The 26,461-nt window shown below is 61.7% G+C and carries 19 protein-coding genes and 3 tRNA genes; 19 read left to right on the top strand and 3 right to left on the bottom strand.

The features are described from left to right. Positions 1–6: 6 nt before the first annotated feature. A complete protein-coding gene (locus tag ACJRW5_RS05625) occupies positions 7–1,776 on the bottom strand; it encodes an N-acetylglutaminylglutamine amidotransferase (protein WP_484569543.1) in 1,770 nt (589 codons plus the stop codon). 108 nt (positions 1,777–1,884) lie between these two features. Here ACJRW5_RS05625 and ACJRW5_RS05620 point away from each other — a divergent pair, with 108 nt between their 5' ends. The 4 genes from ACJRW5_RS05620 (at position 1,885) to ACJRW5_RS05605 (ending at position 2,808) form a co-directional block, all read left to right on the top strand. After that, positions 1,885–2,358, top strand: a complete 474-nt coding sequence (locus ACJRW5_RS05620; RefSeq protein ID WP_484569576.1) for a MarR family winged helix-turn-helix transcriptional regulator — start codon at positions 1,885–1,887, stop codon at positions 2,356–2,358. Positions 2,359–2,448: 90 nt separating this feature from the next. Further along, positions 2,449–2,524 (top strand) — tRNA-Val (locus tag ACJRW5_RS05615). Between the two features lie 32 nt (positions 2,525–2,556). Continuing rightward, positions 2,557–2,633 (top strand) — tRNA-Asp (locus ACJRW5_RS05610). A gap of 98 nt (positions 2,634–2,731) precedes the next feature. Beyond that, positions 2,732–2,808: transfer RNA gene (locus ACJRW5_RS05605), tRNA-Asp, on the top strand. A 266-nt stretch (positions 2,809–3,074) separates the two neighbouring features. On the opposite strand, the gene ACJRW5_RS05600 is transcribed toward ACJRW5_RS05605, so the two are convergent. Next, entirely contained in the window at positions 3,075–4,160 is a 1,086-nt protein-coding gene (locus ACJRW5_RS05600; protein ID WP_484569542.1) for an AraC family transcriptional regulator, read from the bottom strand. A gap of 238 nt (positions 4,161–4,398) precedes the next feature. Here ACJRW5_RS05600 and ACJRW5_RS05595 point away from each other — a divergent pair, with 238 nt between their 5' ends. The 5 genes from ACJRW5_RS05595 (at position 4,399) to ACJRW5_RS05575 (ending at position 10,695) form a co-directional block, all read left to right on the top strand. Next, positions 4,399–6,432: an oxidoreductase gene (locus tag ACJRW5_RS05595; protein ID WP_484569541.1), complete on the top strand. Its 2,034-nt coding sequence runs from the start codon at positions 4,399–4,401 to the stop codon at positions 6,430–6,432. Positions 6,433–6,498: 66 nt separating this feature from the next. Further along, positions 6,499–6,930 carry a nuclear transport factor 2 family protein gene (locus ACJRW5_RS05590; protein WP_484569540.1) on the top strand — a complete coding sequence of 144 codons (432 nt, stop codon included), beginning with the start codon at positions 6,499–6,501 and terminating at the stop codon, positions 6,928–6,930. A gap of 320 nt (positions 6,931–7,250) precedes the next feature. Then, positions 7,251–8,618, top strand: coding sequence for a chromosome partitioning protein ParA (locus ACJRW5_RS05585; protein ID WP_484569539.1), 1,368 nt, complete (start codon positions 7,251–7,253; stop codon positions 8,616–8,618). Positions 8,619–8,620: 2 nt separating this feature from the next. Continuing rightward, positions 8,621–9,562 (top strand): 1-aminocyclopropane-1-carboxylate deaminase/D-cysteine desulfhydrase, encoded by a 942-nt coding sequence (locus ACJRW5_RS05580; protein WP_484569538.1) that lies wholly within the window; start codon positions 8,621–8,623, stop codon positions 9,560–9,562. Between the two features lie 23 nt (positions 9,563–9,585). Then, a complete protein-coding gene (locus ACJRW5_RS05575; RefSeq protein ID WP_484569537.1) occupies positions 9,586–10,695 on the top strand; it encodes a cyclic nucleotide-binding domain-containing protein in 1,110 nt (369 codons plus the stop codon). 88 nt (positions 10,696–10,783) lie between these two features. Here the strand turns inward: ACJRW5_RS05575 and ACJRW5_RS05570 are convergent, their stop codons facing one another. Next, positions 10,784–11,728, bottom strand: a complete 945-nt coding sequence (locus ACJRW5_RS05570) for a DUF1853 family protein (RefSeq protein ID WP_484569535.1) — start codon at positions 11,726–11,728, stop codon at positions 10,784–10,786. Positions 11,729–11,812: 84 nt separating this feature from the next. Here ACJRW5_RS05570 and ACJRW5_RS05565 point away from each other — a divergent pair, with 84 nt between their 5' ends. The 10 genes from ACJRW5_RS05565 (at position 11,813) to ACJRW5_RS05520 (ending at position 26,239) form a co-directional block, all read left to right on the top strand. Next, positions 11,813–12,700, top strand: coding sequence for an NAD(+) kinase (locus ACJRW5_RS05565; protein WP_090432834.1), 888 nt, complete (start codon positions 11,813–11,815; stop codon positions 12,698–12,700). Then, a complete protein-coding gene (locus ACJRW5_RS05560) occupies positions 12,701–13,675 on the top strand; it encodes a metallophosphoesterase (RefSeq protein ID WP_484569534.1) in 975 nt (324 codons plus the stop codon). It begins immediately after the preceding gene. Next, positions 13,672–14,526, top strand: coding sequence for a rhomboid family intramembrane serine protease (locus tag ACJRW5_RS05555; protein WP_484569533.1), 855 nt, complete (start codon positions 13,672–13,674; stop codon positions 14,524–14,526). The genes ACJRW5_RS05560 and ACJRW5_RS05555 overlap by 4 nt, the downstream gene beginning before the upstream one ends. Positions 14,527–14,590: 64 nt before the next feature. Beyond that, positions 14,591–14,854: a YeaC family protein gene (locus tag ACJRW5_RS05550; RefSeq protein WP_484569532.1), complete on the top strand. Its 264-nt coding sequence runs from the start codon at positions 14,591–14,593 to the stop codon at positions 14,852–14,854. Then, a complete protein-coding gene (locus ACJRW5_RS05545) occupies positions 14,854–15,696 on the top strand; it encodes a DUF2797 domain-containing protein (RefSeq protein WP_484569531.1) in 843 nt (280 codons plus the stop codon). Before ACJRW5_RS05550 ends, ACJRW5_RS05545 begins: the two co-directional genes overlap by 1 nt. A gap of 51 nt (positions 15,697–15,747) precedes the next feature. Then, positions 15,748–18,405 carry an aminopeptidase N gene (pepN, locus tag ACJRW5_RS05540; protein WP_484569530.1) on the top strand — a complete coding sequence of 886 codons (2,658 nt, stop codon included), beginning with the start codon at positions 15,748–15,750 and terminating at the stop codon, positions 18,403–18,405. Between the two features lie 603 nt (positions 18,406–19,008). Continuing rightward, entirely contained in the window at positions 19,009–20,991 is a 1,983-nt protein-coding gene (locus ACJRW5_RS05535; protein WP_484569529.1) for a DUF1302 domain-containing protein, read from the top strand. Positions 20,992–21,199: 208 nt separating this feature from the next. Continuing rightward, a complete protein-coding gene (locus ACJRW5_RS05530; RefSeq protein ID WP_484569528.1) occupies positions 21,200–22,570 on the top strand; it encodes a DUF1329 domain-containing protein in 1,371 nt (456 codons plus the stop codon). A 201-nt stretch (positions 22,571–22,771) separates the two neighbouring features. Further along, complete coding sequence (locus tag ACJRW5_RS05525; protein WP_484569527.1) at positions 22,772–23,866, top strand: YCF48-related protein; 1,095 nt, start codon at positions 22,772–22,774, stop codon at positions 23,864–23,866. An 18-nt stretch (positions 23,867–23,884) separates the two neighbouring features. Further along, the gene (locus tag ACJRW5_RS05520; protein WP_484569526.1) at positions 23,885–26,239 is read left to right on the top strand and encodes an efflux RND transporter permease subunit; all 2,355 of its coding nucleotides are present in this window, start codon (positions 23,885–23,887) and stop codon (positions 26,237–26,239) included. Positions 26,240–26,461 lie beyond the last annotated feature (222 nt).

Raw genomic sequence — 26,461 nt, 5'->3', positions numbered from 1 at the left:
CCTGCTTTACAGACCCTGTTCGCTCAGCCACAGGTTGAGCGCTGCCAGCTGCCACAGCTTGGAGCCGCGCAGCGGCGTCAACTGGCTTTGCGGATTGGTCAGCAGTTGGTCGAGCATGCTCGGATTGAACAGGCCGCGGTCCTGACTCGGGTCGAGCAGCAGGTCGCGTACCCAGCCGAGGGTGGTGCCTTCCAGGTGCTTGAGGCCGGGTACCGGGAAGTAACCCTTGGGCCGATCGATCACCTCGCTGGGGATGACCTTGCGTGCGGCTTCCTTGAGCACGTATTTGCCACCTTCCGGTAGCTTGAACTGCGCCGGAATACGCGCCGACAGCTCGGCCACGCGGTAGTCGAGGAACGGCGTGCGCGCCTCCAGGCCCCAGGCCATGGTCATGTTGTCCACGCGTTTGACCGGGTCGTCAACCAGCATCACCGTGCTGTCCAGGCGCAGTGCCTTGTCCACCGCCGCATCGGCGCCGGGCATGGCGAAATGTTCGCGGACGAACTCACCGGCCATGTCGCCGGTCAGCCAGGCGGGCTGCACGCAGGCGGCGTACTCGTCATGTTCGCGGTCGAAGAACGCAGCGCGGTAGGCAGCGAAGGCATCCTTGGCGCCATCGACCTGCGGGTACCAGTGGTAACCGGCGAACAGTTCGTCGGCGCCCTGGCCGCTTTGCACCACCTTGCAGTGCTTGGCCACTTCCCGCGAGAGCAGGTAGAAGGCGATGCAGTCGTGGCTGACCATCGGCTCGCTCATGGCGCGGAAGGCTTGTGGCAGCTGTTCGAGAATCTCGTGTTCGCCGATGCGCAACTGATGGTGGCGGGTGGCGAAGCGTTGGGCGATCAGGTCCGAGTATTGGAACTCGTCGCCGCGCTCACCGCCGGCATCCTGAAAGCCGATGGAGAAGGTCAGCAGGTTTTCCACGCCGGCTTCACGCAGCAGGCCGACCAGCATGCTCGAGTCGACGCCGCCGGAGAGCAGCACGCCGACATCCACGGCGGCGCGCTGGCGAATCTCCACGGCTTCGCGCATGGCTTGCAGGGTGAGGTCGCGCCATTCTTCAAAGCCGTAGCCGGCTTCCTCGCCCTGCGGGCCGAATTGCAGCGTCCACCAGGTGTGCTGCTCGCTCTTGCCGTCTGCGTTGATGCGCATCCAGGTCGCTGGTGGCAGTTTCTCCACACCGGCGAGGATGGTCCGCGGTGCCGGTACCACGGCGTGGAAGTTCAGATAGTGGTTGAGGGCCACGGCATCCAGCGTCTTGGCGATGTCGCCACCTTGCAGCAGGGCTGGTAGCGAAGAGGCGAAACGCAGGCGTTCACCAGTGCGCGACAGGTACAGCGGCTTGACGCCGAGGCGGTCGCGGGCGATGAACAGACTTTGTTTGTCGCGCTCCCATACGGCGAAGGCGAACATGCCGTTGAGCTTGGGCAGCAGTTTTTCGCCCCAGGCGTGATAGCCCTTGAGCAGTACTTCGGTGTCGCCGCCGGAGAAGAAACGATAACCCAGCGCCTCCAGTTCGGTACGCAGCTCGGGATAGTTGTAGATGGCGCCGTTGAACACCATGGACAGACCGAGATCGCTGTCGATCATCGGTTGGCCCGAGGCTTCGGCCAGATCCATGATCTTCAGGCGGCGATGACCGAGGGCGATGGGGCCCTGGCTATGAAAACCATGGGCATCTGGGCCGCGAGGGGCGAGGTGGTGGGTGATGCGTTCGACAGCCGCCAGGTCCGCGGGGCGTCGATCAAAACGTAGTTCTCCAGCTATTCCGCACATAGTTCCTTACCGGTGTTTCCGTTGGGGAGTGGTCCGTCGCCGGACCTTTTACACCAAAACAAAAAAATGCTTTTATGTCAAAGTTTTGGTTGCTATGAATTGGTGCTTATGAGTGATAAAAAAGTTCCTGTTGAAATAGATTTGTCATCTGTAATGGCGTTCGAATTGCCTCTTTTTCAGGCCCTTCGACGTTTGCAGCAGGCGGGGGAGGTGCATGCCAAGCGTCTGGCCCGTTTTGGCGGGCTGACGCCCATGCAATTGATGGTTCTGCAGGTACTGGCCAGTGAGACACGATTGACTGCCAGTGTGCTCAGCAGTCGGGTCAGCCTGACGGCGGCGACACTTTCCGGTTTGCTCGATCGCCTGGAAGAGCGCGGCCTGTTGCAACGCCAGCGTGACGATCAGGATCGTCGCCGGCAGTGGCTGCTGATCAGCGATGCCGGTCGTGAGCTGATTCAGCAGGCACCTTCATTGATGCCGCCGGAGTTCAATCAACGTTTTGCCGCACTGACCGATTGGGAGCGCCACGGTCTGACGGCGGCGCTCTTGAGAGCGGCTGAGTTGTGCGGCGAGATGGATTGAGTGTGGCGCGCTTTTTTCAGAAAAAATTCAAGCAGGGTGTTGACTTAGCGTCGCCACCTGCATAAAGTGCGCGCCTCGCTAAGGCACATGGGGTGGTTAGCTCAGCCGGGAGAGCATCTGCCTTACAAGCAGAGGGTCGGCGGTTCGATCCCGTCACCACCCACCATTAGCGAAATTGGACGCAAGTCCAGCCGACGCGCAGCGGTAGTTCAGTCGGTTAGAATACCGGCCTGTCACGCCGGGGGTCGCGGGTTCGAGTCCCGTCCGCTGCGCCATTATTTCCCAGATCGACCGAGGTCGGTTTGAGATGGCAAAGCCCGCAAGGGCGCCATCAGATGCAAAAGAGTTCTTTGGACGCAAGTCCAGCCGACACGCAGCGGTAGTTCAGTCGGTTAGAATACCGGCCTGTCACGCCGGGGGTCGCGGGTTCGAGTCCCGTCCGCTGCGCCATATACGAAACCCGTTGATCGCAAGATCAACGGGTTTTTTGTGCCCTGCCATCCCTGGCGGTCACCCTCCGGGCCGTCGCAGAGCGACGTCAAAAATCGCTCCCGGCGATTTTTTATTACCTGTGATTCAGAGGCGCAGTCCTGCGGCGTTTCGTCATCTTGTCTTCACACTGACAACGTAGCTTGCTAACGAAAGATGATGAAGCGACCCAGGAGAAAGCCAATGGATGACTATCAGGAAGAACTGCTCGAGCGTGACGGCTTCGATCAGGACGTAATCGACGTGGAAGACGACGCCACGGAGCTCTGAGCTTCGCTGGCGGTGCGCCGTTGTTCGCGGCGGTAGTCGCCAGGCGTTTGCCCGAGCCAGCGTTTGAAGGCGCGTTGGAAGGCTTCGGCCGAGGCGAAGCCGAGCAGGTAGGCGATTTCACCGAAGGCCAGCTCGGTGTCGCGGATGTAGGCCGTGGCCAGGTCGCGGCGGGTGTCATTGACGATGGCGCGAAACTGCGTGCCTTCCTCGGCCAGCTTGCGGCGCAATGTCCAGCTGGGCAGTTGCAGGCTACGAGCAACCTCCTGCAGATCCGGCTCGTGCCCATGCAGCATGGGGCCTAGTAACTGGACGATCCGTTCACGCAGGCTGCGCGTGCGGGTCAGCTGATCCAGTTCACGCTCGCACAACTCCAACAGATGTTGCCAGGTGCCGGGACAGTGCTGCGGGTTACGCAGAGCCAGGGTTTCGTTGCTCAGACGCAGGCGGTTGGCACTGGCCGCGAACTCCACCGGACAGCCGAACTGGTTTTCATAGCGCTCGCCATACTCCGGTGGCGGAAACTCGATCTCGACTTTCTCCAGGGCGATGCTGCGTCCGACCACTTGCTCCAGATTCTGTTGCCAGCCGGCCAGTACCGAATCCACCACGAAGCGGTTGTAGGTGTTGTACGGGCTGATGGAATAGAAGTGCAGCCAGGCGCCGCGCGCATCCTCGCTGAACCCTGAGCGGCCGCGATAGTTGGCGGCGTAAAGCGGCTCGAGGCGAGTCAGGGCGCGCGCGGCTTCACGCAGATCCGGCGCCTGAGCGGCGCAGATGCCGGCCAGGCCAACCTGTCCCAGCTGGCTGTGGCGGCCCATGTCCAGGCCCAGCGCAGGGTTGCCGCTGAGGCTGATGGCGCTATGGCCAAGGCGCATGAAGCGCGGGATGGAAAGGCGTGCGCGGGGTTCGCTCAGGCGCGCGGCGTCCAGTCCGAACTGTTCGAGCAGTGGTTCGGGGTGCTGGCCCTGTTCGCGCAAGGCTTCGGCCAGCGCCTGGGTGAAGCCGACGGACAGATCGCCGAGGCGCACGCGTGAGGTCTTCATGAGCTTGAATATCCGGCTGCTGGCGTGGAGGCGTTCACGCCGGTGTTCGCTTGGACGGCATTGCAGGTTAGGGTGGTTGCATGGCGCTGCCAAGGATAATTGCTAGCTTTGATCATTATCTTGTCAGTTTTGATCATTGAGCATGCCTGGCCGCCTCTTTATCGTCTGGCTGCATAACCGACCGCGTGCCGCTGAGCTCGCGGCAACCCGTGAACTGCACCGCGATGTGGAGATTTCCATGACTGCTCGTTACCCGCACCTGCTGGCCCCGCTCGATCTCGGTTTCACCACCCTGAAGAATCGCACCCTGATGGGCTCCATGCACACCGGCCTGGAGGAGAAGCCGGGCGGCTTCGAGCGTATGGCGGCTTACTTCGCCGAGCGCGCCCGTGGCGGTGTCGGCCTGATGGTCACCGGCGGCATCGGCCCGAACGAGGAGGGTGGCGTCTATGCCGGCGCAGCCAAGTTGAGCACGCCGGAAGAGGCCGAGAAGCACAAGGTCGTCACCCAGGCCGTGCATGAAGCCGGCGGCAAGATCTGCATGCAGATCCTGCATGCCGGGCGCTATGCCTACAGCCCCAAGTCCGTGGCGCCGAGCGCCATCCAGGCGCCGATCAACCCGTTCAAGCCGCGCGAGCTGGACGAAGAGGGGATCGAGAAGCAGATCGCCGACTTCGTCAATTGCGCCACGCTGGCGCAGCAGGCGGGCTACGACGGTGTTGAGGTGATGGGCTCGGAAGGCTACTTCATCAACCAGTTCCTGGTCGCCCACACCAACCACCGTACCGACCGTTGGGGCGGCAGTTTCGACAATCGCATGCGTCTGCCGGTGGAAATCGTGCGTCGCGTGCGCGAGGTGGTCGGCCCGAACTTCATCATCATCTATCGCCTGTCGATGCTCGACCTGGTCGAAGGTGGCAGCACCTGGGACGAGATCGTCCTGCTGGCCAAGGCCATCGAAAAGGCTGGGGCGACGATCATCAATACCGGCATCGGCTGGCACGAGGCGCGCATCCCGACCATCGCCACCAAGGTGCCGCGCGCGGCTTTCACCAAGGTCACCGCCAAGCTCAAGGGCGAGGTGTCGATCCCGCTGATCACTACCAACCGCATCAACACCCCGGAAGTCGCCGAGCAGGTGCTGGCCGAGGGCGACGCCGACATGGTGTCGATGGCGCGCCCGTTCCTCGCCGATCCGGATTTCGTCAACAAGGCCGCCGCAGGCCGTGCGGACGAGATCAACACCTGCATCGGCTGCAACCAGGCCTGCCTGGACCACACCTTCGGCGGCAAGCTGACCAGTTGCCTGGTCAACCCGCGTGCCTGCCATGAGACCGAGCTGAACTACATCCCGACGGCCGCGGTGAAGAAAATCGCCGTGGTCGGCGCCGGCCCTGCCGGGTTGGCGGCCTCCACCGTCGCTGCCGAGCGTGGCCATGCGGTGACCCTGTTCGATTCGGCCGGCGAGATCGGTGGCCAGTTCAACGTGGCCAAGCGCGTGCCGGGCAAGGAAGAGTTCTTCGAGACCCTGCGTTACTTCAAGCGCAAGCTGGAAACCACGGGTGTCGACGTGCGCCTGAACACCCGTGTCTCGGTGGATGACCTGGTTGCCGGCGGCTTCGACGAAATCATCCTGGCCACTGGTATCGCGCCGCGCACTCCGGAGATTCCGGGCATCGATCACCCCAAGGTGATCGGTTATCTGGACGCGATCCTCGAGCGCAAGCCGGTCGGCCAGAAGGTCGCGGTGATCGGCGCCGGCGGTATCGGCTTCGATGTTTCCGAGTTCATCACCCATCAGGGCACGGCCACCAGTCTCGACCGCGAGGCGTTCTGGAAGGAGTGGGGCATCGACACGGCGCTCGAGGCACGGGGTGGCGTGGCCGGCATCGAGGCGCATCCGCATCCGGCTGCGCGTCAGGTGTTCCTGTTGCAGCGCAAGAAGTCCAAGGTCGGCGATGGCTTGGGCAAGACCACCGGCTGGATTCACCGCACCGGGCTGAAGAACAAGAATGTGCAGATGCTCAACTCGGTCGAGTACCTCAAGGTCGATGACGCTGGCCTGCATATCCGCATCGCCGGTGGCGAAGAGCAGGTGTTGCCGGTCGATACCGTTATCGTCTGTGCCGGTCAGGATCCGCTGCGTGAGCTGCAGGACGGTCTGGAAAATGCCGGTCAACGTGTGCACCTGGTCGGCGGCGCGGATGTCGCCGCCGAGCTGGACGCCAAGAGGGCCATCAACCAGGGGTCGCGCCTGGCGGCCGAACTCTGATCGAAACAGCGCCCCGCCTCGAGCGGGGCGTTTGCTATCTGGCTTGAAAACAACAAGGAGAAGCCGATGTCTCTTGCAGCTCAACTGCATCCCGCTGTCGCCGCCAGCCTCGAGCGCTGGCACCAGTTCGTCGCCGCCAAGGACCTGAGTGCCTTGCCCGAGCTGCTGCACCCGCAGGCGGTATTTCGTTCGCCCATGGCGCATACCCCGTATCCGGGGGCGCAGGCGGTCAACCTGATTCTCAACACCGTGCTCAAGGTCTTCGAGGACTTCACCTACCATCGTGAACTGGCGACTGCCGATGGACTCAGCGTCGTGCTGGAGTTTTCCGCCCGGGTCGGCGAGCGCGATCTGAAAGGGATCGACATGATCCGGTTCGACGAGTCGGGACAGATCGTCGAGTTCGAGGTGATGATTCGCCCGATGAGCGGGCTGCAGGCCCTTGGCGCGGAGATGGCGCAACGCCTGGCGCCATTTCTTGCTGCGGTAAAATCCTGAGGCTGCTGAGCAGGCTGGCGCTTGCCTGTCAGATGTTCGTTCGTCTCGTTTGTGGGCCTGTGCAGCGTTTGTTCCTGGTTCCGGAATGCAGGGGGCAAGGCGTTGACATGTCTGACGACATCTGCTGTTTCGTCAGATTTTCGTGTTGCTGTCGATCTATCTGAGCTTGTCGCGGAGTGAGTGCCAACCCAGTCACATTGCTGGGGTTGGCTTTTCCCCTAGACTTGTCTGAACTGTCAGGGATGATATCTGTGCCGAAGCACATGAGCGCTTTGGCATATGATCGTGCGCGCGTATCCCGTTGGTTCAGAGGGCCCTCAATGAGCATGCAGAACAAGCCGCAGATGGTGGAAGCCGTGATGTTCTTCAATGAACGCGGTATCTGCAAACAGATGATGTTCCCTGAGTTCGAGGCATTACTCGATGGTGTGGTCAACATGCCGGAGTTCGCCGACGAGCAGATGCGTGCTGTTTTCGTGGTCATCAATCCGCGCCTGTTGGTCAGGGCTGCGGTGTTTTTCTATCTGGACTTCGACGACGATGGCCGCCCGGACAAGGGCTGGAACATTCCTCTGCAGCATCTGGCCGAGCGCGCAGGGCGTGGCCCTGACCTGGGCGCCGGGCCGATTCGTCTGGCCTGCCGCAGTCAGTGCCCGGTGTCATGGCATCAGATGCATCTGTGGGACCCCAGCCTGGCTCCGGGGCAGAACGACCTGGTGATCCTGCGTGATGTGGTCAAGCGCAATCAGCTCGGCCTGTTGGTCGAGGACGACAGCGCTCAGGCAGTGGTGGCCGAGCGTTTGCAGGTCGCCTCCGAAGACAAGTGGTATGCACCTGATCCGGCCAAGGAAGTGGCCGACCAGTTGGCGCAGAAGATGGATCAGGAACACCGCGCCAAGACCGCGCAGCTGATTCAGCAACAACGCCTGCGTATCACCAGCCTGACCCAGCAGCACGAAGAGGAGCTGGCCAAGTTCAAGCTGGCCAGTGAGGAGCAAAGCACCAATCTGCAAGCGCAGATTCACGGGCTGCACCAGGCACTGCGTCAACAGCAGGAGCTCAATGCCAACCTCAAGGCGCAGTTGTCGGCTCAGGCGGAAAGTTTCCAGAGCAGTCGCGAGGAAATGACTCAGCAATTGCGGGCTCTGGAGCGTCACGGGCGCACCGAGGGCGATATCCTGCGCGCTCAGTTCGACAATGAGATGCGTGCGAAGGTGGCGGCCGCCGTGGCCGAGTACAAAGAGCAGATCGCCATTCGTGATGTGGAGCTGGCCTATCGCAACGAACTGGACGCCCAGCTGCAGGCGGAGATCGAACGCCTCAAACGTGAGCGTGACGAATTCGCCAGCCAAGGTGGCGATCAGGTTCTGGAGCGCCTGGCCAAGCTCGGTGTGGTGTTCGTGGTCTATCATCCTGGCGCCGGGCACCTGACCATCCCCCTGCAGGATGTCGCGCGCTATCAGGACAACCCCATGGCCTATGCCTCCGCCAAGTGTTTCGTTTCCGAGGAGCAGTACCGCCATTGGCTGGGGCACTATCAGCAGCCTACCTGTGAGGCGACGCTGCCCAGCGGCGAGCGCTGCGCCATCCCTATCGACCGTATCGATACGCCAAGCCGCTTCGTGCTCGGTGACTCCAACTGCTGCTCACGGCACAAGGCGAGCAGCCGCCTGCGGACCGTCGGCTGATCTTGACGATACGCTTTCCTGACTGGCGCCCTCAGGCGCCGCTGCAACGCATACATCTGGACTGGCTTGACGCTGCCTGCGTCGAGCTGGCCTGTCTGCGCCTGGATCGGGTCGACCCGCTGGTGTCCGGTAACAAGTGGTTCAAGCTTGCGCCCTATCTCCAGCAGGCTGCCGCCAGCGAGGCGCAAGGTCTGATCAGTCTTGGCGGCGCTCACTCTAATCACTTGCATGCTTTGGCTGCGGCGGGCCAGCGCTTCGGCTTCGCCACGGTCGGCCTGTTGCGCGGGCAGGCGCAGCGAACGCCAACGGTGGATGATCTGCAGGCGTTGGGCATGCAACTGCACTGGTTGGGATACGCTGGCTACCGCGCACGCCATCAGAGCGATTTCTGGCATTCCTGGCTGGAGCGCTATCCGGGATTTCAGGCAGTTGGTGAAGGTGGCCTGGGGTTGATGGGGGCTGAAGGTTGTCGCTGTCTGGTGCAGATGGCGCAGGCGCAGCTCGAGGAAATCGGTTGGCTTGATTTCGACGCCTGGTGGTTGGCCGCGGGGACCGGCACCACATTGGCGGGGCTGTTGCTGGAGGAGCGCCGGCGTGCTGTCTACGGTGCGCTGGCAGTACCGGCCAGCCATGGTGTTGCGCCCCAGGTTACCGAGTTGTTGGGGCAGGCTGGGAGCGGCGGGCGTCGTTATCAACTGCTCGACGCCGCGCGCGGGGGCTTCGCGCGTATCGATCCGGCCTTGTGCCAGTTCATTCTCGAGACCGAGCAGGCTGCCGATCTGCCGCTGGAGCCGGTGTATACCGGCAAGGCGCTCATGGCGCTGCGCGATTTTTGCGCCAACGGGCAATTTGCGCGCGGCACCAGGCTGATCTTCATTCATACTGGCGGCCTGCAGGGTCGCCGAGCCTCTATGGGCGCGAGCGCCGACTACACTCAGGTCTGACCAGCGGAGCCTGGAAAATTAGCATGAGCGAACCCCTTACTCCCGAGCAGTTGCGCAGTCTGACGCCGCTTAATGTGCTGTCGGAACAGCAGTGGCGTGAACTACGCAGCCAGTTGGTGCCTCAGCCACTGCTCGCTGGCCAGCCGCTGTTTCGTCTGGGCGATCAGGCGCGTTTGACCTGCTATCTGCTTGCGGGTGAATTGCAACTGCAGGACGTCGAAGGTCACGTGCAGCGTGTGCAGGCCGGCAGCGAGGCCAGCTGTCACCCGTTGTCGCCCAGCTTGCCGCGCATGCACGAGGCAAGGGCGCTGACCGATGCCAGCGTACTGATGATCGACAGTGCCATGCTCGACCGCCTGTTGACCTGGCGTCTGGCCTACCAAGACCTGCTGCTGGCCTTGCAGCAAGGCGGTGCCGATGTCGAGTGGCTGGAGCGTCTGCTGGAAAATCCGCTGTTCGCCAAGGTGCCGCCGGCCAACGTGCAGAACATGCTGGCGCGTCTGCAACGCGTCGAACTCCCGGCGGGTAGCCAGGTTCTGCAGGAAGGAGCGGTCGGTGATTGTTGCTTCTTTCTGGAAAGCGGGCGGGCTGAGGTCATCCGCAGTGCTGGCAGTGATCGTCAGGTGCTGGCGGAGCTGGAAGTGGGGGCCTGCTTCGGCGAGGAGGCGCTGCTGGCCGACAGGCCGCGCAATGCCACGGTGACCATGGTCGAGAGCGGCAGTGTGCTGCGTCTGGATCGCCAGGACTTTTTCGCCTTGCTCAAGGCGCCGGTGGTCGCCGAGGTCTCTTTGGGGGAGGCGTCACGGTTGCTCAGTCATGGCGCGCAGTGGTTGGACGTGCGCCTGCTGGAAGAGTACGAGAAAGCCCATGCACCGCAGGCGTTGCACATGCCGCTGCAGTTATTACGCCTGAAGGCGCGCTTGCTGGACAAGGCGCGTACCTATCTCTGTTATTGTGACAGCGGCAAGCGCAGCAGCAGCGCCGTGTTCCTGTTGTCGCAACTCGGTTATAGCGTCTATGCCTTGCGCGATGGGCTGGACGCCCTGCCGGCAGTGCAGCGTGGCGCACTGTTGTGCGAGAGCGGATCGGGCTATCTGGCGCGTTCTGGCGGGCGCACCGAGCGCAGCGGCTGAGCCGGGCTGACCATCTCGGTAGCTCGAATGCGCTCAGGGGCGAGCGAATGCTGCCCGAGTTGCATCCGGGCTACAGGTGGCAAAGCAGTTATGGGTGGTTGCTTGGCAACGGCCATTGATCGCTGACCAGAAAGACCCGCTCCACCTCGCGCCAGGTACCGGCAGAGTCCTCCTCCAGTCGCACCAGCAATTGTGAACGGGACGATAAATCGTGCAGCCATTGCTCGAGCATTTCAGGCGACCAGCGTTCATCGCTACCCAGCATTGCCGGCGCCAACCAGGACAGCCTGGGTAAAGGCTGCCAGCATGCCTGCGGTTGTCGGGCGCTGAACGCCCGCCAGTCCCGCTGGCGCAGCCAGCGCCCTCGCAGGTGCGTCGGCAGGGCGCCACGGGGTGAGGCGCAGCCGTCCGGCCAGGGATAGAACAGGTAACCCGCGAGCCAGAAGGCCGATTTCGTGTCGGTCAGCTGCAGTTCGTTGAGGTCGCTGCGTGCTTCGCGGCGCGAAGACATGGGCAGTTGATGTTGAGCGAGATGGCTCAGTTTCAGGTCGAGCCGATCATGGCTGCCCGGGCCGAGCCAGAGACTGGCGTCGCTGCCATCGTCAGCGCCTGGCCCCAGATAGAACTTCACCGCCAGCTCCAGGTGGTGCTCACCTTCAGCGTCGCGCAACAGCAGATCGAGCTCACCGAGTGTCTGACCGTTCTGGCGGATCGGCAGATTGGTCGCCACGACCTCGACATCCGGTGCGGCATGCAGGGCGAACTGCCACAGACGTTCGTAATACAGGCCAAGCCGCTGCGCCGGCCTGTCTGCCAGCCAGGTGTGCAGCCTGCTGGCGTCGCTGTCCAGTTGCTCGAGCCAGTCGGCGAGCAACTGGGGTCGTTCGCTCCAGCAACTGGCCTGCAGTGGATGGCGTTGGGTTTTTGTGGTCTGCCCCAGCAAGGGGGGCGAGAGTATCGTCCAGGCGAGATCGCGTACGGCGGCTGTGCGCAATCTCTGCAGCAGATTCTGAAGTAGCTCGGGGTCAGTCATGGCGTGAGCATAGCTCTGGTTTGCTGCGAGGCGGGCCTTTGGCCGATAATCCATCCTCGTTTTCTATCTGTTGGCGGGAGTCCCATGGAGCAATTTCGCAATGTCGGCATCATCGGGCGCCTCGGTAGCACACGGGTGCTGGAGACCGTTCGCCGGCTCAAGCGTTTCCTCATCGACCGCCATCTGCATGTGATCCTCGAAGATACCATCGCCGACTTGCTGCCCGGTCATGGCCTGCAGACCTCGTCGCGCAAGATGCTGGGTGAAGTATGCGACCTGGTGATCGTGGTCGGTGGTGACGGCAGCATGCTCGGCGCGGCACGCGCGCTGGCGCGGCACAAGGTGCCGGTGCTGGGGATCAACCGCGGCAGCCTGGGTTTTCTCACCGACATCCGCCCCGATGAGCTGGAACTCAAGGTGGCGCAGGTGCTCGAAGGGCAATACCTGACCGAAAACCGCTTTCTGCTCGAGGCCGAGGTCCGCCGCCAGGGCGAGGCCATCGGCCAGGGCGATGCGCTCAATGACGTGGTACTGCACCCCGGCAAGTCGACGCGAATGATCGAGTTCGAGCTGTATATCGACGGCCAGTTCGTCTGCAGCCAGAAGGCCGACGGCCTGATCGTCGCCACGCCGACCGGTTCGACTGCCTATGCGCTGTCCGCTGGCGGGCCGATCATGCATCCCAAGCTCGACGCCATCGTGGTGGTACCGATGTATCCGCACACGCTGTCCAGTCGCCCCATCGTGGTCGATGGCAACAGCGAACTGAAAGTCGTGGTGTCGCCGGACATGACCATCTATCCGCAGGTTTCCTGCGATGGCCAGAATCACTTCACCTGTGCGCCGGGCGATACGCTGCACGTAGCCAAGAAGGCGCAGAAACTGCGCCTGATCCATCCGCTGGATCACAACTATTACGAGGTCTGCCGGACCAAGCTGGGCTGGGGCAGCCGCCTGGGAGGGCAGGACTGAATGTCCCTCGACCCCCATCGTGGCTATGACCTGATCGGTGATATTCACGGTTGTGCGCGCACCCTCGAGCGCCTGCTCGAACGCCTGGGCTACAGTCGTCAGAGTGGCGTCTGGCGGCATCCTTCGCGTATGGCGATCTTCCTCGGTGATCTGGTCGATCGTGGCCCTGGCATTCGTGAGGTGCTGCATCTGGTGTACGACATGGTTCGTGCCGATCAGGCCCTGTGCATCATGGGCAACCACGAATTCAACGCGCTGGGTTGGAGCACGCCGGCGCCGCCGGGCAGCGGTCGTCAGTACGTGCGCGAGCACAGCTCGCGCCACCAGCGCCTGATGCGCGAGACCCTGGCCCAGTTCGAAGGCCACCCGCAGGAGTGGCGCGAGTTCCTGCGCTGGTTCTACGAACTGCCACTGTTCATCGATGCCGGGCGCTTCCGTGTCGTGCATGCCTGCTGGGATGCCGAATTGATCACGCCGCTCAAGGCGCAGTTTCCCGATGGTTGCATCGATGAGCATTTCCTCCAGGCTGCTGCCGTGCCAGGCAGCTTCGCCAATCTGGCGCTCGACCGTCTGCTGCGCGGCACCGACATGCGCCTGCCGCACGGCCTGACCCTGACCAGCGGCGACGGCTTCACCCGTTCCTACTTCCGCACCAAGTTCTGGGAAGAGGACCCGCAGACCTACGGCGATATCGTCTTCCAGCCCGATGCGCTGCCGGAGCTGGCGGCGCAGACGCCGTTGAGCGAGCTGCAGAAGGACGAATTACTCAAGTACGCTGCCCACGAGCCGCTACTGTTCGTCGGCCATTACTGGCGGCGCGGTAAGCCGGCCCCGATTCGTCCCAATCTGGCCTGCCTGGACTACAGCGCGGTCATTGGTGGACGTCTGGTCGCCTATCGTCTGGACCAGGAAACGCGGCTGGATGCCGGCAAGTTCGTCTGGGTCGACGTCGATCCGCAGGAGAGTCCTCGATGACAGCCGTCGCGGTATTGCGTCTGCCGCTGGATACCGACCTGAGCGGCTTTATCGCCCTGTTGCAACGCTTGCGCGTGCCGCATCGGGTGGCAGAGGAGGGCGGCGACCAGGTGCTCTGGGTGCCCGGCGAGGAACTGGCGGCGCAGGTGCGTGAACTCTACGCGCGCCACCCTCAGGGTGATGTGGGCGCTGAATTGCCACCGGCAGCCACGCCTGCGAGAGAAGGTTTCCTCGTTCAACTGCGGCGTAGCCCGGTTACGGCGCTGATGTTGGCGGTGACCTTTATCGTCTTTGCCGTAACCCTGGCGGGGGAAAATTTCGCCGCTATCCGCTGGCTGAGCTTCGTCGACTTTCAGGTCGAGGGTGAGCACATTTATCTCAATTATCTGGATGCCACCCTGGCCAGCGGCCAGTGGTGGCGTCTGATCACCCCGATGCTGATCCATTTCGGCTGGCTGCATCTGGCGATGAACAGCCTGTGGTACTGGGAGCTGGGCCGGCGCATCGAATTTCGCCAGGGCGCCATTGGTCTGCTCGGCCTGACCTTGCTGTTCGGCCTGGCCTCGAACGGCGCTCAGTACTGGTGGGCCGGCCCGTCACTGTTTGGCGGCCTGTCCGGGGTGCTCTACGGTCTGCTCGGACATTGCTGGATCTACCAGCGCCTGGCGCCTAACGCTGCGTATCGTCTGCCGCCCGGTGTGCTGGTGATGATGCTGATCTGGCTATTGGTTTGCATGACCGGCATTTTCGAAACACTGGGCGTTGGTGCCATCGCCAATGCCGCGCATGTCGGCGGTTTGCTGGTTGGCTGCCTGACTGGATTGCTTGGCGGTATGCTGGCCAGACGTTGATTTAAACTCACTACTTCGCTTACGGGGCGGCTTCAGGCGTCCTGTTATTTATCTGGAGACCTTCATGTCATCCTTCCTCGAAGCCATCGAGAACATCACCCCGGAAATCTACCAAAGCCTCAAGCTGGCGGTGGAAATCGGCAAATGGCCGGATGGCCGCAAGCTGACCCAGGAGCAGAAAGAGCTGAGCCTGCAGGCGATGATCGCCTGGGAAATGCAGAATCTGCCGGAAGAAGAACGCACCGGCTACATGGGTGAGCAGGCGTGCAAGTCCAAGTCCGAGCCGATTCCCAACCTGCTGTTCTCGTCCTCGGATACCCTGCACTGATGACCGAGTTAGGACGAGGCTCGCTGAGCAAGATGGCGGCGCGCCTGGACGTGGACGCGCCGGTGCAATACGCCTTCCGCCTGGGTGACCAGGAAGTGCCGGTCAATCCGCTGGTGGGCAAGCAGCTGCGCCTGGAATACCTCGGCGCCATTCATTGCAGCCACTGCGGACGCAAGACCAAGACCAGCTTCAGCCAGGGGTACTGCTACCCGTGCATGCAGAAGCTGGCGCAGTGCGATGTGTGCATCATGAGCCCGGAAAAGTGCCATTACGATGCCGGCACCTGCCGCGAGCCGAGCTGGGGCGAGCAGTTCTGCATGACCGATCACGTGGTCTACCTGGCCAACTCCAGCGGGGTGAAGGTGGGCATTACCCGGGGTACCCAGGTGCCGACCCGCTGGATCGACCAGGGTGCGGTGCAGGCGCTGCCGATCCTGCGCGTGGCCACCCGCCAGCAGTCCGGATTCGTCGAAGACCTGCTGCGCAGCCAGGTGCCGGACAAGACCAACTGGCGCGCGCTGCTCAAGGGCGATGCGGCGCCGCTGGATCTGGCGGCGATCCGCGATCAGCTGTTCGCCAGCTGCGGCGCCGGCATCAGCGAGCTGCAGCAGCGCTTCGGCCTGCAGGCGATCCAGCCGCTGAGTGATGCCGAGGTGCTCGACATCCGTTACCCGATCGAGGGCTACCCGGCCAAGATCACCAGCTTCAATCTGGACAAACTGCCGCTGGCCGAGGGTACATTGCTCGGTATCAAGGGCCAGTACCTGATGTTCGACACCGGCGTGATCAATATCCGCAAGTACACCGCCTATCAGCTGGCCGTCCACGAGATCGCCGCCTGACACCCGATTGCCACCGGCGCCCGGCGCGCCGCAGACGAGAGGCCAAGAGCCATGCGCACCGAACAATCCAAGACCATCTATCTGAAGGACTATCAGGTTCCCGATTACCTGATCGACGAGACTCACCTGACCTTCGAGCTGTTCGAGGATCACAGCCTGGTGCACGCCCAGCTGGTCATGCGCCGCAACCCCGAAGCCGGTGCCGGGCTTCCTCCGCTGGTGCTCGACGGCCAGCAACTGGAGCTGCTGGAGCTGAAGCTGGATGACCGCGAGCTGGGTGAGGGCGATTACAGCCTGAGCGACAGCCACCTGACCCTGCAGCCGACCCAGGCCAGCTTCGTGGTCGACAGCAGCGTGCGCATCCACCCGGAGAGCAACACCGCGCTGGAGGGCCTGTACAAGTCCGGCACGATGTTCTGCACCCAGTGCGAGGCCGAAGGTTTCCGCAAGATCACCTTCTACCTCGACCGCCCGGACGTGATGAGCAAGTTCACCACCACCGTCAGCGCCGAGCAGCATGCCTATCCGGTGCTGCTGTCCAACGGCAACCCGATTGCCAGCGGCAGCGAAGAGGGCGGCCGCCACTGGGCAACCTGGGAAGACCCGTTCAAGAAGCCGGCCTACCTGTTCGCCCTGGTCGCCGGTGACCTGTGGTGCGTCGAGGACAGCTTCACCACCATGAGCAGCCGTGAAGTGGCGCTGCGCATCTATGTCGAGCCGGAAAACATCGACAAGGTGCAGCACGCCATGGACAGCCTCAAGCGCTCGATGAAGTGGGACGAGGAGGTCTACGGCCGTGAGTACGATCTGGACATCTTCATGATCGTCGCGGTCAACGACTTCAACATGGGCGCCATGGAGAACAAGGGCCTCAACATCTTCAACTCCAGCTGCGTGCTGGCCAGGGCCGAGACCGCCACCGATGCCGCGCACCAGCGCGTCGAAGCGGTGGTAGCGCACGAGTACTTCCACAACTGGTCGGGCAACCGCGTGACCTGCCGTGACTGGTTCCAGCTGTCGCTCAAGGAAGGCTTCACCGTATTCCGCGACAGCGAGTTCTCCGCCGACACCCACTCGCGCACGGTCAAGCGCGTCGAGGACGTGGCCTACCTGCGTACTCACCAGTTCGCCGAAGACGCCGGCCCCATGGCTCACCCGGTGCGCCCGGATGCGTACATGGAGATCTCCAACTTCTACACCCTGACCATCTACGAGAAGGGTTCCGAAGTGCTGCGCATGATCCACACCCTGCTCGGGCCGGAACTGTTCCGCAAGGGTTCGGACCTGTACTTCGAGCGCCACGACGGCCAGGCCGTGACCTGCGACGACTTCGTCAAGGCCATGGAAGACGCCAGCGGTATCGACCTGACCCAGTTCAAGCGCTGGTACACCCAGGCCGGCACGCCGCGCCTGCAGGTCAGCGAGAACTATGACGCTGCCGCGCAGACCTACAGCCTGACCTTCCGCCAGAGCTGCCCGGCCACCCCGGGGCAGAGAGAGAAGCTGCCGTTCGTGATCCCGGTGGCGCTCGGCCTGCTCGATGCCCAGGGCAATGAGCTGCCGCTGCAACTGCAGGGCGAAAGCGCCGCACAGGGCACCAGCCGCGTGCTGTCGGTTACCGAGGCGGAGCAGACCTTCACCTTCGCCGGTATTGCCGAGCAACCGCTGCCGTCGCTGCTGCGCGGCTTCAGTGCACCGGTCAAGCTCAGCTTCCCCTACAGCCGCGACCAGCTGATGTTCCTCATGCAGCACGACAGCGACGGCTTCAACCGCTGGGAGGCTGGCCAGCAACTGTCCGTGCAGGTGCTGCAGGAGCTGGTTGGCCAGTATCAGCGTGGCGAGCCGATGGTGCTCGATCAGCGTCTGGTCGAGGCGCTGCGCACCCTGTTGCTGGATGAGTCACTGGATCAGGCGATGGTCGCCGAGATGCTGTCGCTGCCGGGCGAGGCGTATCTGACCGAAATCAGCGAGGTGGCCGATGTCGAGGCCATCCACGAAGCGCGCGAGTTTGCCCGCCTGCAACTGGCCGATGCCCTCTACGCACCGCTGCTGGCGCGTTACCAGGCCAACCGCGAAATCTCCAAGGCCACGCCGTATGTGGCCGAGGCGGCGCACTTCGCCCGTCGCAGCCTGCAGAACATCGCCCTGTCGTACCTGATGCTCAGCGAGCAGGCCGAGGTGCTGGCAGCTTGTGTCGAGCAGTTCGACAACGCCGACAACATGACCGAGCGCCTCACCGCGCTGGCGGTGCTGGTCAACTCGCCGTTCGAGGCCGAGCGCAGCAAGGCCCTGGCCGAGTTCGCCGAGTTCTTCAAGGACAACGCCCTGGTCATGGATCAGTGGTTCAGCGTGCAGGCCTCCAGCGCGCTGCCGGGCGGTCTGGCGCGGGTGCAGGCGCTGATGGAACACGCAGCCTTCACCCTGAAGAACCCGAACAAGGTGCGCGCGCTGATCGGTGCCTTCGCCAACCAGAACCTGATCAACTTCCATCAGGCCGACGGTTCCGGCTACCGCTTCCTCGCCGACCAGGTGATCACCCTCAACGCCCTCAACCCGCAGATCGCCTCGCGCCTGCTGGCACCGCTGACCCGCTGGCGCAAATACGCGCCGGCTCGTCAGGCGCTGATGAAGGCCGAGCTGGAGCGCATCCTGGCTTCGGGCACGCTGTCCAGCGATGTCTATGAAGTGGTGAGCAAGAGCCTGGCGTAAGTGCTGAATTTGTAGGAGCCGCGCCTCGCGGCGAAGATTTGCCGGCCTGCGCCGCCCAGGTTCGCGGCGGGGCGCCGCTCCTACATATCGCTGCCTCTAGGCTTGAGGGGGGGCAGAAGAACCAGAGCGGTTTTTGCTCTGCAAAAAGTGTTACCGACCTTGGGTTGGTAACACTTTTTTGTTACCTGTAGAAATATGCAGGTGTAGGCTTATTCGCTCGCACACTAAAGTTAGGGGGAAGTGCTTCTTGACAGCTCTTTTGAGCTCGAAGCCGAAAGCGCTGCAAGGCCCGTTTCAGGTGGCATAAAGCGTCGGATCGTAGGACAAAGTGCGCCAGTTTTATTGCCAATAGCTGACTTATTGGTCAGTGGCTGATCAGTCACGAAAAGAAACCACTCGATAGCCCTGGCAAGCAGCTTCAAGCTGATACAGTCGTTTGAATTGGCACCATGGTTGCAGTGTTCAGCAGGTTTCGACCGTGCGTAGCTGCTCGAGGTTCGCTATCGGTCGCAAGAATAAAAAATAAGCCGTCGTCAGTACGGCATAACGCCTCCCGCCAGCGGGAGCGCCTAAAACAATGATCTGTCCACGGAGTGAGTCTCGATGGAAATTAAGTCCCGCAAGCCCGTTCTGCGTTTTGCCCCGGCCAAGGCCGGCTTTGCGTTGGCAGGCGTCCTGCCTCTGCTGGTTGCTGCCCAGGCTCAGGCGGTGGAGTTCAGCTTCGCCGATAACGAAATCACCGGCTCCATCGATACCACTATCTCTTACGGCCAGTTGTGGCGCGTTCAGGGTCAGGACAAGACCAACAACGACATCAACACCAACGACGGTAATCGCAACTTCGATACCGGCCTGGTCTCCGAGGTGTTCAAGGTCACGTCCGATCTCGAGGCTTCCTACCAGAACTACGGCGTATTCATTCGTGGTACCGCGTTCTATGACACCCAGATCATGGACAAGCGCAACGACTACTACGATGCCAACTCGCCAGCGCAGCCGAGCCAGAGCTATCCGCGCGACAACACCTTCACTCGTGAAACCCGCCACAAGGCCGGCCGCGATGCGCAGATTCTCGATGCCTACATCTATGGCAATTGGGATGTGGGTGACATGCCGATTTCCGGTCGTTTCGGTAAGCAGGTATTCAACTGGGGCGAGGGTCTGTTCTACCGTGGTGGTGTGAATACCACCAACCCGGTCGATGCCGCCAAGTTCCGCCTGCCAGGCTCGGAAGTGAAGGAAGTTCTGGTGCCCGTCGAGGCGCTGAGCTTCAACCTCGGGCTAACAGATAATCTGTCGATGGAAGCTTTCTACCAGTTCAATTGGAAAGAGACGGCTATTGACCCGGTCGGCACTTATTTCTCGGAGACGGATTTGTTCGCCGATGGTGGTTCAAGGGCTTATACCGTTCCTGATTTGAGTACTGCTAGTGGTCAACAGTTGCAGGCAGCGGCTAATGGTTACGCAAATTTTGTAAATACTACCTTTCCCGGTCTTCCGGCAGGGGTGCAGCAAGCGATCCTGAATACAGGAATTTTGAGCGGCGGCACTAATGGCTATGTCTCGTCTGCTAGGGCTATTCAGGTCGCGAATGTGGGTGGGGATCTGAATGCAAAGAATGACGGTCAGTATGGTTTGGCATTCCGTTATATTGCTGAAGAACTCAATAGTACTGAGTTTGGTTTTTATTATGTAAATTATCACGCCAAGGAACCGACCATTTATGCGGATTTGAATGGTTATCAGGGTGTAGATGTTGCTAGCTTGGCGGGGTTTGCGGGCGGGCTTGCAAATGCTGCTGGTCTGGCAACGATAGATATGCTGGGGAATATTCAAGCCAAGCGTGAATATGCCGAAGATATTCGCATGTTTGGTACTAGCTTCAATACCACAATAGGTAATGCTTCCGTGTTCGGGGAGCTCACATACCGGCCGAATCTTCCAATTGGTATCGCCACGACAAATGACCTCTTGGGTGATGTAATCGCTCAAGGTGCCGGTCTGGCAGATAACTCGAACACGGTTGGTAATGGTACCGCTCTGATTGCTGGCAGTCGAGTAAGTCGCGATGGTCAGATACACAACTATGAGCGAGTAGAGGCGTTTAATGCATCTTTGGGCACGATTTACAACTTTGGCCCATCGCTGGGTTTTGACTCGCTATTTGGTATTGCTGAGTTGTCTTCCGAGCACCTTCGTGGAGATAGCCTCAAATATAATTCGCGGGATGGCGTCCGTTACTATGCTGGACGAGCCAACAACTCTTATGTGTCCGGCTACGACCGCGACGACCAGATCAACAAGAACGCCTACGGTTATACCCTGGTGCTCTCCGGTACCTGGAACGACGTCTACGCCGGCGTGAACCTGTCGCCGTTCGCCGTGTTCAAGCACGACTTCGAAGGCAACTCGCACCAGACCGGCAACTTCATCGAAGGTCGCAAGGCGTACACAGTCGGTATGCGCGCCAGCTACCTGAACAGCCTGGAAGCCGAGATCCAGTACACCGAGTTCTACGGTGCTGGCCAGAACAACGGTGCGCGTGATCGCGACAATATCGGTCTGAACGTCAAGTACTCCTTCTAAGAGGACGTCTACAAATTGCTGCGCTCGGCCATGCTGCGTTGGAACCAGCCTCAAGATGCTCATGTACTGCTCGTACACTCCGCGTTTTCGACTGGTTTCGCCTTGCTTGGCCTTCGCTCGCTGCTTTGCAAACACCCTCTGTACCTATAACCAGAAAAACGCCGGGCGCTTGCGGGCGCCCGGCCAGACTCTTCACGGAGAATTACCCATGCTGAACAAGCACAGGCTGATGGCCGTAGCCGTTGCGCTGGCGTTTTCCGCCGGCTCTGCACTGGCTGCCGTTTCCCCGCAGGAAGCTGCCAAGCTCGGCGATACCCTGACGCCCTTCGGCGCCGAGAAAGCCGGTAATGCCGCCGGCACCATTCCGGCCTGGACCGGTGGTATCACCCAGGCGCCGGCCGGTTATACCCGTTCCGGCCAGCATCACGTCGACCCGTTCCCGGAAGACAAGCCGCTGTTCACCATCACCGCGGCCAACCTGAGCCAGTACGAGGCCAACCTGACGCCGGGTCAGATCGCCATGTTCAAGGCCTATCCGGAAACCTATCAGATGCCGGTGTACCCGACCCGTCGCTCCGGCTCGGCGCCGCAGTGGGTCTATGACAACACCGTCAAGAACGCTACCAGCGCCAAGCTGGTCGATGGCGGCAACGGCTTCTCCGATGCCTATGGTGGCATCCCGTTCCCGATCCCGCAGAATGGCGTGGAAGCGCTGTGGAACCACATCGCCCGTTATCGCGGTACCTACATCGTGCGCCGCGCCTCGGAAGTGGCGGTGCAGCGTAATGGCGCCTACTCGCTGGTGACCTCGCAGCAGGAAGCGCTGTTCAAATACTACGTGCAGAACGGCTCCTTCGCCGACCTGAACAACATCATGTTCTACTACCTGTCCTTCACCACCAGCCCGGCGCGTCTGGCCGGTGGTGCGGTACTGGTTCACGAGACCCTGGATCAGGTCAAGGAGCCGCGCCAGGCCTGGGGTTACAACGCCGGTCAGCGTCGTGTCCGTCGTGCACCGAACCTGGCTTACGACACCCCGATCGCTGCCGCTGACGGCCTGCGCACGGCCGACGATACCGACATGTTCAACGGTGCTCCGGATCGCTACGACTGGAAGTTGGTGGGCAAGAAGGAAATCTACATCCCGTACAACAACTACAAGGTCACCAGCCCTGACGTTAAGTACGAAGACCTGCTCAAGGTCGGTCACCTGAACCCGGCGCTGACCCGCAACGAGCTGCACCGCGTGTGGGTGGTGGAAGGCACGCTGAAATCCGGCGCCCGCCACATCTACTCCAAGCGTACCCTGTTCCTCGACGAGGACAGCTGGCAGGCTGCAGTGGTCGACCAGTACGACGGTCGTGGTGAGCTGTGGCGCGTGTCCATCGCGTATCTGAAGAACTATTACGACCTGCCGACCACCTGGTCTGCGCTGGACGTGTTCCACGATCTGCAGGCGCGTCGCTACCACGTGCAGAACCTGGACAACGAAGAGAACAACACCATCGACTTCAGCCAGGCCATTCCGGACGACGGTTACTTCAAGCCGGCTGCGCTGCGTCGTCGCGGTACACGTTAATAGTCGTGTAGCCTCGAGCCAAGGCCGCTACAGTAGTAGCGGCCTTTTCGTATCAACCTGGCGAATAGGCTTCTATAACGCGGGTTTTGGCTTAACAAAACATAACGTCACAGCGATTGTCAGGGCTTTCCTAAGCTCGCTAGGATGGGTGGCCTGCTATTGAGAGCAGTACCGCCTATAACAAGAAAAGGGGGAAGGTATATGAGTGAGCCCGTCATGCGGCGCACCCAGTCCGGTCTGACGCCCACAACGGCGCGCAAATCGGCGCTTCGTGTCCATTCGCCGCTGGCTAAAGCGCTCTCGCTATGCAGTGTGCTTTCCGTTCTGGTCTTTGCTGCTGCGCCTGGTTATGCCGAAACTTCGGCTTCTGCGCAGACTGGCTATGCCATCGAATCCGCCAAGGCGGTGCACAGTCTGCTGCTCGATGTTGCCGATACGGGGGAGCGCCTGGTTGCCGTCGGTGACCGCGGCCACATTCTTTACTCCGAAGATCAGGGCCGCAACTGGCAGCAGGCCAAGGTGCCAACCCGGCAGATGCTGACCTCGCTGTTCTTCGTCGATGCCAAACACGGTTGGGTGGTCGGCCACGACGCACAGATTCTTGCCACCACTGACGGTGGTCTGACCTGGACCAAGCAGTTCGAAGACCTCGAGCGTGAGGCGCCGCTGCTAGATATCTGGTTCAAGGACCTGCAGACCGGTTACGCGGTAGGTGCCTATGGCGCACTGCTTGAAACCACTGACGGCGGCGAGAACTGGGAAGACGTCAGCGATCGCCTCGACAACGAAGATGCCTATCACCTCAACGCCATCACGGCGGTGAAGGACTCCGGTCTGTTCATCGTCGGCGAACTTGGCCAGATGTTCCGCTCCGCTGATTGGGGGCAGACCTGGGAGCGCATTGAAGAGCCACCCTACGAGGGCTCGCTGTTCGGCGTGCTCGGCACTGATCAGAGTGGCACCTTGCTGGCCTACGGCCTGCGTGGCCACCTGTTCCGCTCCACCGACTTCGGTGACAGCTGGCAGCAAATCACGCTCAATACCCCCAACAATGGCCCGCTGGAGTTCGGCCTGGCCGATGGCACCCTGCTCAAGGATGGCGGCATCGTGGTCGTCGGCCACGGCGGGACGGTGCTGCATAGCACGGACCATGGGCAGAGCTTCAGCGTGATGAACCGTCTCGACCGCCTATCGCTGGCCGGGGTGACTGCACTGGATAACGGCAACCTGATCCTGGTGGGGCAGGGCGGCGTTCACCTCGCCGCGTTGACCGGCGCCGATCTGGGCCAACAATAACAAGCCGGGAGCCTCTGCATGACCAAGCATCAACAAAAGCCTGCTTCGTTTCTCGAGCGGCTGATCTTCAACAATCGCCCGGCGGTGATTCTGATCTGTCTGCTGATCAGCATCTTCCTGTTCTACCAGGCCGCGCAGGTACGCCCGCAGACCAGCTTCGAGAAGATGATCCCGCTGGGCCACCCCTACATTCAGAAGATGCTCGAACACCGTAACGACCTGGCCAACCTGGGTAACACGGTGCGCATCTCGGTGGAAGCGACCGAGGGCGACATCTTCAGCAAGGAGTACATGGAGACGCTGCGGCAGATCCATGACGAGGCGTTCTACATCCCCGGTGTCGACCGCTCCGGCCTCAAGTCGCTGTGGAGTCCCAGCGTGCGCTGGACCGAAGTGACCGAGGAAGGCTTTGCCGGTGGTGAAGTGATTCCGCAGACCTACGACGGTTCCGCCGACAGCCTCGAGGAGCTGCGCAGCAATATCCTCAAGTCCGGGCAGATCGGCCGCCTGGTGGCGAACAACTTCAAGTCCAGCATCGTCGACATTCCCCTGCTCGAGTCCTACCCGGACCCGAACGACCAGAGCAAGTTGATCAAGCTCGATTACCAGCAGTTCTCCCACGAGCTGGAAGAGAAGATCCGCGACAAGTATCAGGCGCAGAACCCCGATGTACAGGTGCACATCATCGGCTTTGCCAAGAAGGTCGGTGACCTGATCGACGGTCTGGTCGGTGTGGCGCTGTTCTTCGCCGTGGCCATCGGCATTACCTTCGTGCTGCTGCTGTGGTTCACCCATTGCTTCAAGAGCACGCTGGCGGTGGTCATCACCACGCTGGTGGCGGTGATCTGGCAGCTTGGCTTGCTGCACACCCTGGGCTTCGGTCTGGACCCTTACTCGATGCTGGTGCCGTTCCTGGTATTCGCCATCGGTATTTCCCACGGGGTGCAGAAGATCAACGGTATCGCCATGGCCTCTGGCGAGGCGAGCGATGCATTGTCCGCGGCGCGCATGGCGTTCCGTCAGCTGTTCATTCCCGGTCTGGTCGCGCTGTTGTCCGATGCCGTTGGCTTCGTCACCCTGCTGCTGATCGACATCGGCGTGATCCGTGAACTGGCCATCGGTGCTTCGATGGGCGTGGCGGTGATCATCCTGACCAACCTGATCCTGCTGCCGGTGGTGATTTCCTACATCGGTATCGGCAACCGCGCGGTGAAGAAGAGCCGCGAAGAGGCGGCCAAGGATCATCCGTTGTGGCGCGCCATCTCCAACTTCGCGCACCCGATGGTGGCACCGATTTCCGTGGTGGTTGCCGTGGTCGCGCTGGCAGGCGGTGTCTGGTACGGGCAGAACCTGAAGATCGGCGATCTCGATCAGGGCGCGCCGGAACTGCATCCGGATTCGCGCTACAACCTGGACAACGACTTCGTCATCCGCAACTACTCGACCAGTTCCGACGTGCTGGTGGTGATGATCAAGACCGCCACCGAGCGCTGCTCCACGTATGAAGCCCTGTCCGCCATGGACGAGCTGATGTGGAAGATGGAGAACACCCAGGGTGTGCAGTCGGCGATTTCCATGGTCACCGTGTCCAAGCAGGTGATCAAGGGCATGAACGAGGGCAACCTGAAATGGGAAACCCTGTCGCGTAACCAGGACGTGCTGAACAACTCCATCGCCCGTGCCGAAGGCCTGTACAACGCCGACTGTTCGGTGGCGCCGGTGCTGGTGTTCCTCGAGGATCACAAGGCGGAAACGCTGTCGCGCGTCGTGGCAGAGGCGGAAGCTTTTGCCGCCGAGCACAGCCGCGACGACCTGCAAGTGGTGTTGGCAGCCGGTAACGCCGGTATCGAGGCAGCCACCAACGAGGTGATCGAAGCTTCCGAGACCACCATGCTGATCGCGGTGTACGCCGCCGTGAGCATCATGTGTCTGCTGACCTTCCGCTCGCTGGCGGCGACCCTGTGCGTGATTCTGCCGCTGGTGCTGACCTCGGTGCTGGGCAATGCGCTGATGGCTTTCATGGGCATCGGCGTGAAGGTCGCGACACTGCCGGTGATTGCTCTGGGCGTGGGGATCGGTGTGGACTACGGCATCTACATCTACAGCCGTCTGGAGACCTATCTGCGGCAGGGGCTGTCGTTGCAGGAGGCCTACTACGAGACGCTCAAGTCGACGGGTAAGGCGGTGCTGTTCACCGGCGTCTGCCTGGCGATCGGTGTGGCCACCTGGATCTTCTCGGCGATCAAGTTCCAGGCCGACATGGGCCTGATGCTGACCTTCATGTTCCTCTGGAACATGATCGGCGCGATCTGGCTGCTGCCGGCTCTGGCCCGCTTCCTGATCAACCCGGAGAAGCTGCGCGCCAAGGCCTGAGGCCCATCGCGTAGAACGAAAACCGCGGCCCAGGGGCCGCGGTTTTTTATGGGCTATCGGAATGCTTCCGATGTGCGCTTTGTAGGAGCCAGCTTGCTGGCGATCCGGGGTGTATCGCCGGCAAGCCGGCTCCTACAGTTCTGTGCGTCGACTGCAATCCGTAGGCGCCTGGCACGTTGGCGTTGTCGCCGTGATCCGAAAGTGCTGTTTGGGGTTCGCTTC

It is taken from the genome of Pseudomonas pichavaramensis, assembly GCF_050473265.1.
Taxonomy (GTDB): Bacteria; Pseudomonadota; Gammaproteobacteria; order Pseudomonadales; family Pseudomonadaceae; genus Aquipseudomonas.
This window is presented reverse-complemented; position numbering and strand designations above follow the sequence as displayed.

Excerpts from the sequence above, each read along its gene's own strand:
- ACJRW5_RS05595 (WP_484569541.1), top strand. The coding sequence starts at position 4,399 with ATGACTGCTCGTTACCCGCACCTGCTGGCCCCGCTCGATCTCGGTTTC.
- ACJRW5_RS05545 (WP_484569531.1), top strand. The coding sequence starts at position 14,854 with ATGACCGAGTTAGGACGAGGCTCGCTGAGCAAGATGGCGGCGCGCCTG.
- ACJRW5_RS05520 (WP_484569526.1), top strand. The coding sequence starts at position 23,885 with ATGACCAAGCATCAACAAAAGCCTGCTTCGTTTCTCGAGCGGCTGATC.
- ACJRW5_RS05525 (WP_484569527.1), top strand. The coding sequence starts at position 22,772 with ATGAGTGAGCCCGTCATGCGGCGCACCCAGTCCGGTCTGACGCCCACA.
- ACJRW5_RS05570 (WP_484569535.1), bottom strand. The coding sequence starts at position 11,728 with ATGACTGACCCCGAGCTACTTCAGAATCTGCTGCAGAGATTGCGCACA.
- ACJRW5_RS05530 (WP_484569528.1), top strand. The coding sequence starts at position 21,200 with ATGCTGAACAAGCACAGGCTGATGGCCGTAGCCGTTGCGCTGGCGTTT.
- ACJRW5_RS05620 (WP_484569576.1), top strand. The coding sequence starts at position 1,885 with ATGAGTGATAAAAAAGTTCCTGTTGAAATAGATTTGTCATCTGTAATG.
- ACJRW5_RS05555 (WP_484569533.1), top strand. The coding sequence starts at position 13,672 with ATGACAGCCGTCGCGGTATTGCGTCTGCCGCTGGATACCGACCTGAGC.
- ACJRW5_RS05590 (WP_484569540.1), top strand. The coding sequence starts at position 6,499 with ATGTCTCTTGCAGCTCAACTGCATCCCGCTGTCGCCGCCAGCCTCGAG.
- ACJRW5_RS05625 (WP_484569543.1), bottom strand. The coding sequence starts at position 1,776 with ATGTGCGGAATAGCTGGAGAACTACGTTTTGATCGACGCCCCGCGGAC.
- ACJRW5_RS05575 (WP_484569537.1), top strand. The coding sequence starts at position 9,586 with ATGAGCGAACCCCTTACTCCCGAGCAGTTGCGCAGTCTGACGCCGCTT.
- pepN (WP_484569530.1), top strand. The coding sequence starts at position 15,748 with ATGCGCACCGAACAATCCAAGACCATCTATCTGAAGGACTATCAGGTT.
- ACJRW5_RS05550 (WP_484569532.1), top strand. The coding sequence starts at position 14,591 with ATGTCATCCTTCCTCGAAGCCATCGAGAACATCACCCCGGAAATCTAC.
- ACJRW5_RS05565 (WP_090432834.1), top strand. The coding sequence starts at position 11,813 with ATGGAGCAATTTCGCAATGTCGGCATCATCGGGCGCCTCGGTAGCACA.
- ACJRW5_RS05535 (WP_484569529.1), top strand. The coding sequence starts at position 19,009 with ATGGAAATTAAGTCCCGCAAGCCCGTTCTGCGTTTTGCCCCGGCCAAG.
- ACJRW5_RS05600 (WP_484569542.1), bottom strand. The coding sequence starts at position 4,160 with ATGAAGACCTCACGCGTGCGCCTCGGCGATCTGTCCGTCGGCTTCACC.
- ACJRW5_RS05585 (WP_484569539.1), top strand. The coding sequence starts at position 7,251 with ATGAGCATGCAGAACAAGCCGCAGATGGTGGAAGCCGTGATGTTCTTC.
- ACJRW5_RS05560 (WP_484569534.1), top strand. The coding sequence starts at position 12,701 with ATGTCCCTCGACCCCCATCGTGGCTATGACCTGATCGGTGATATTCAC.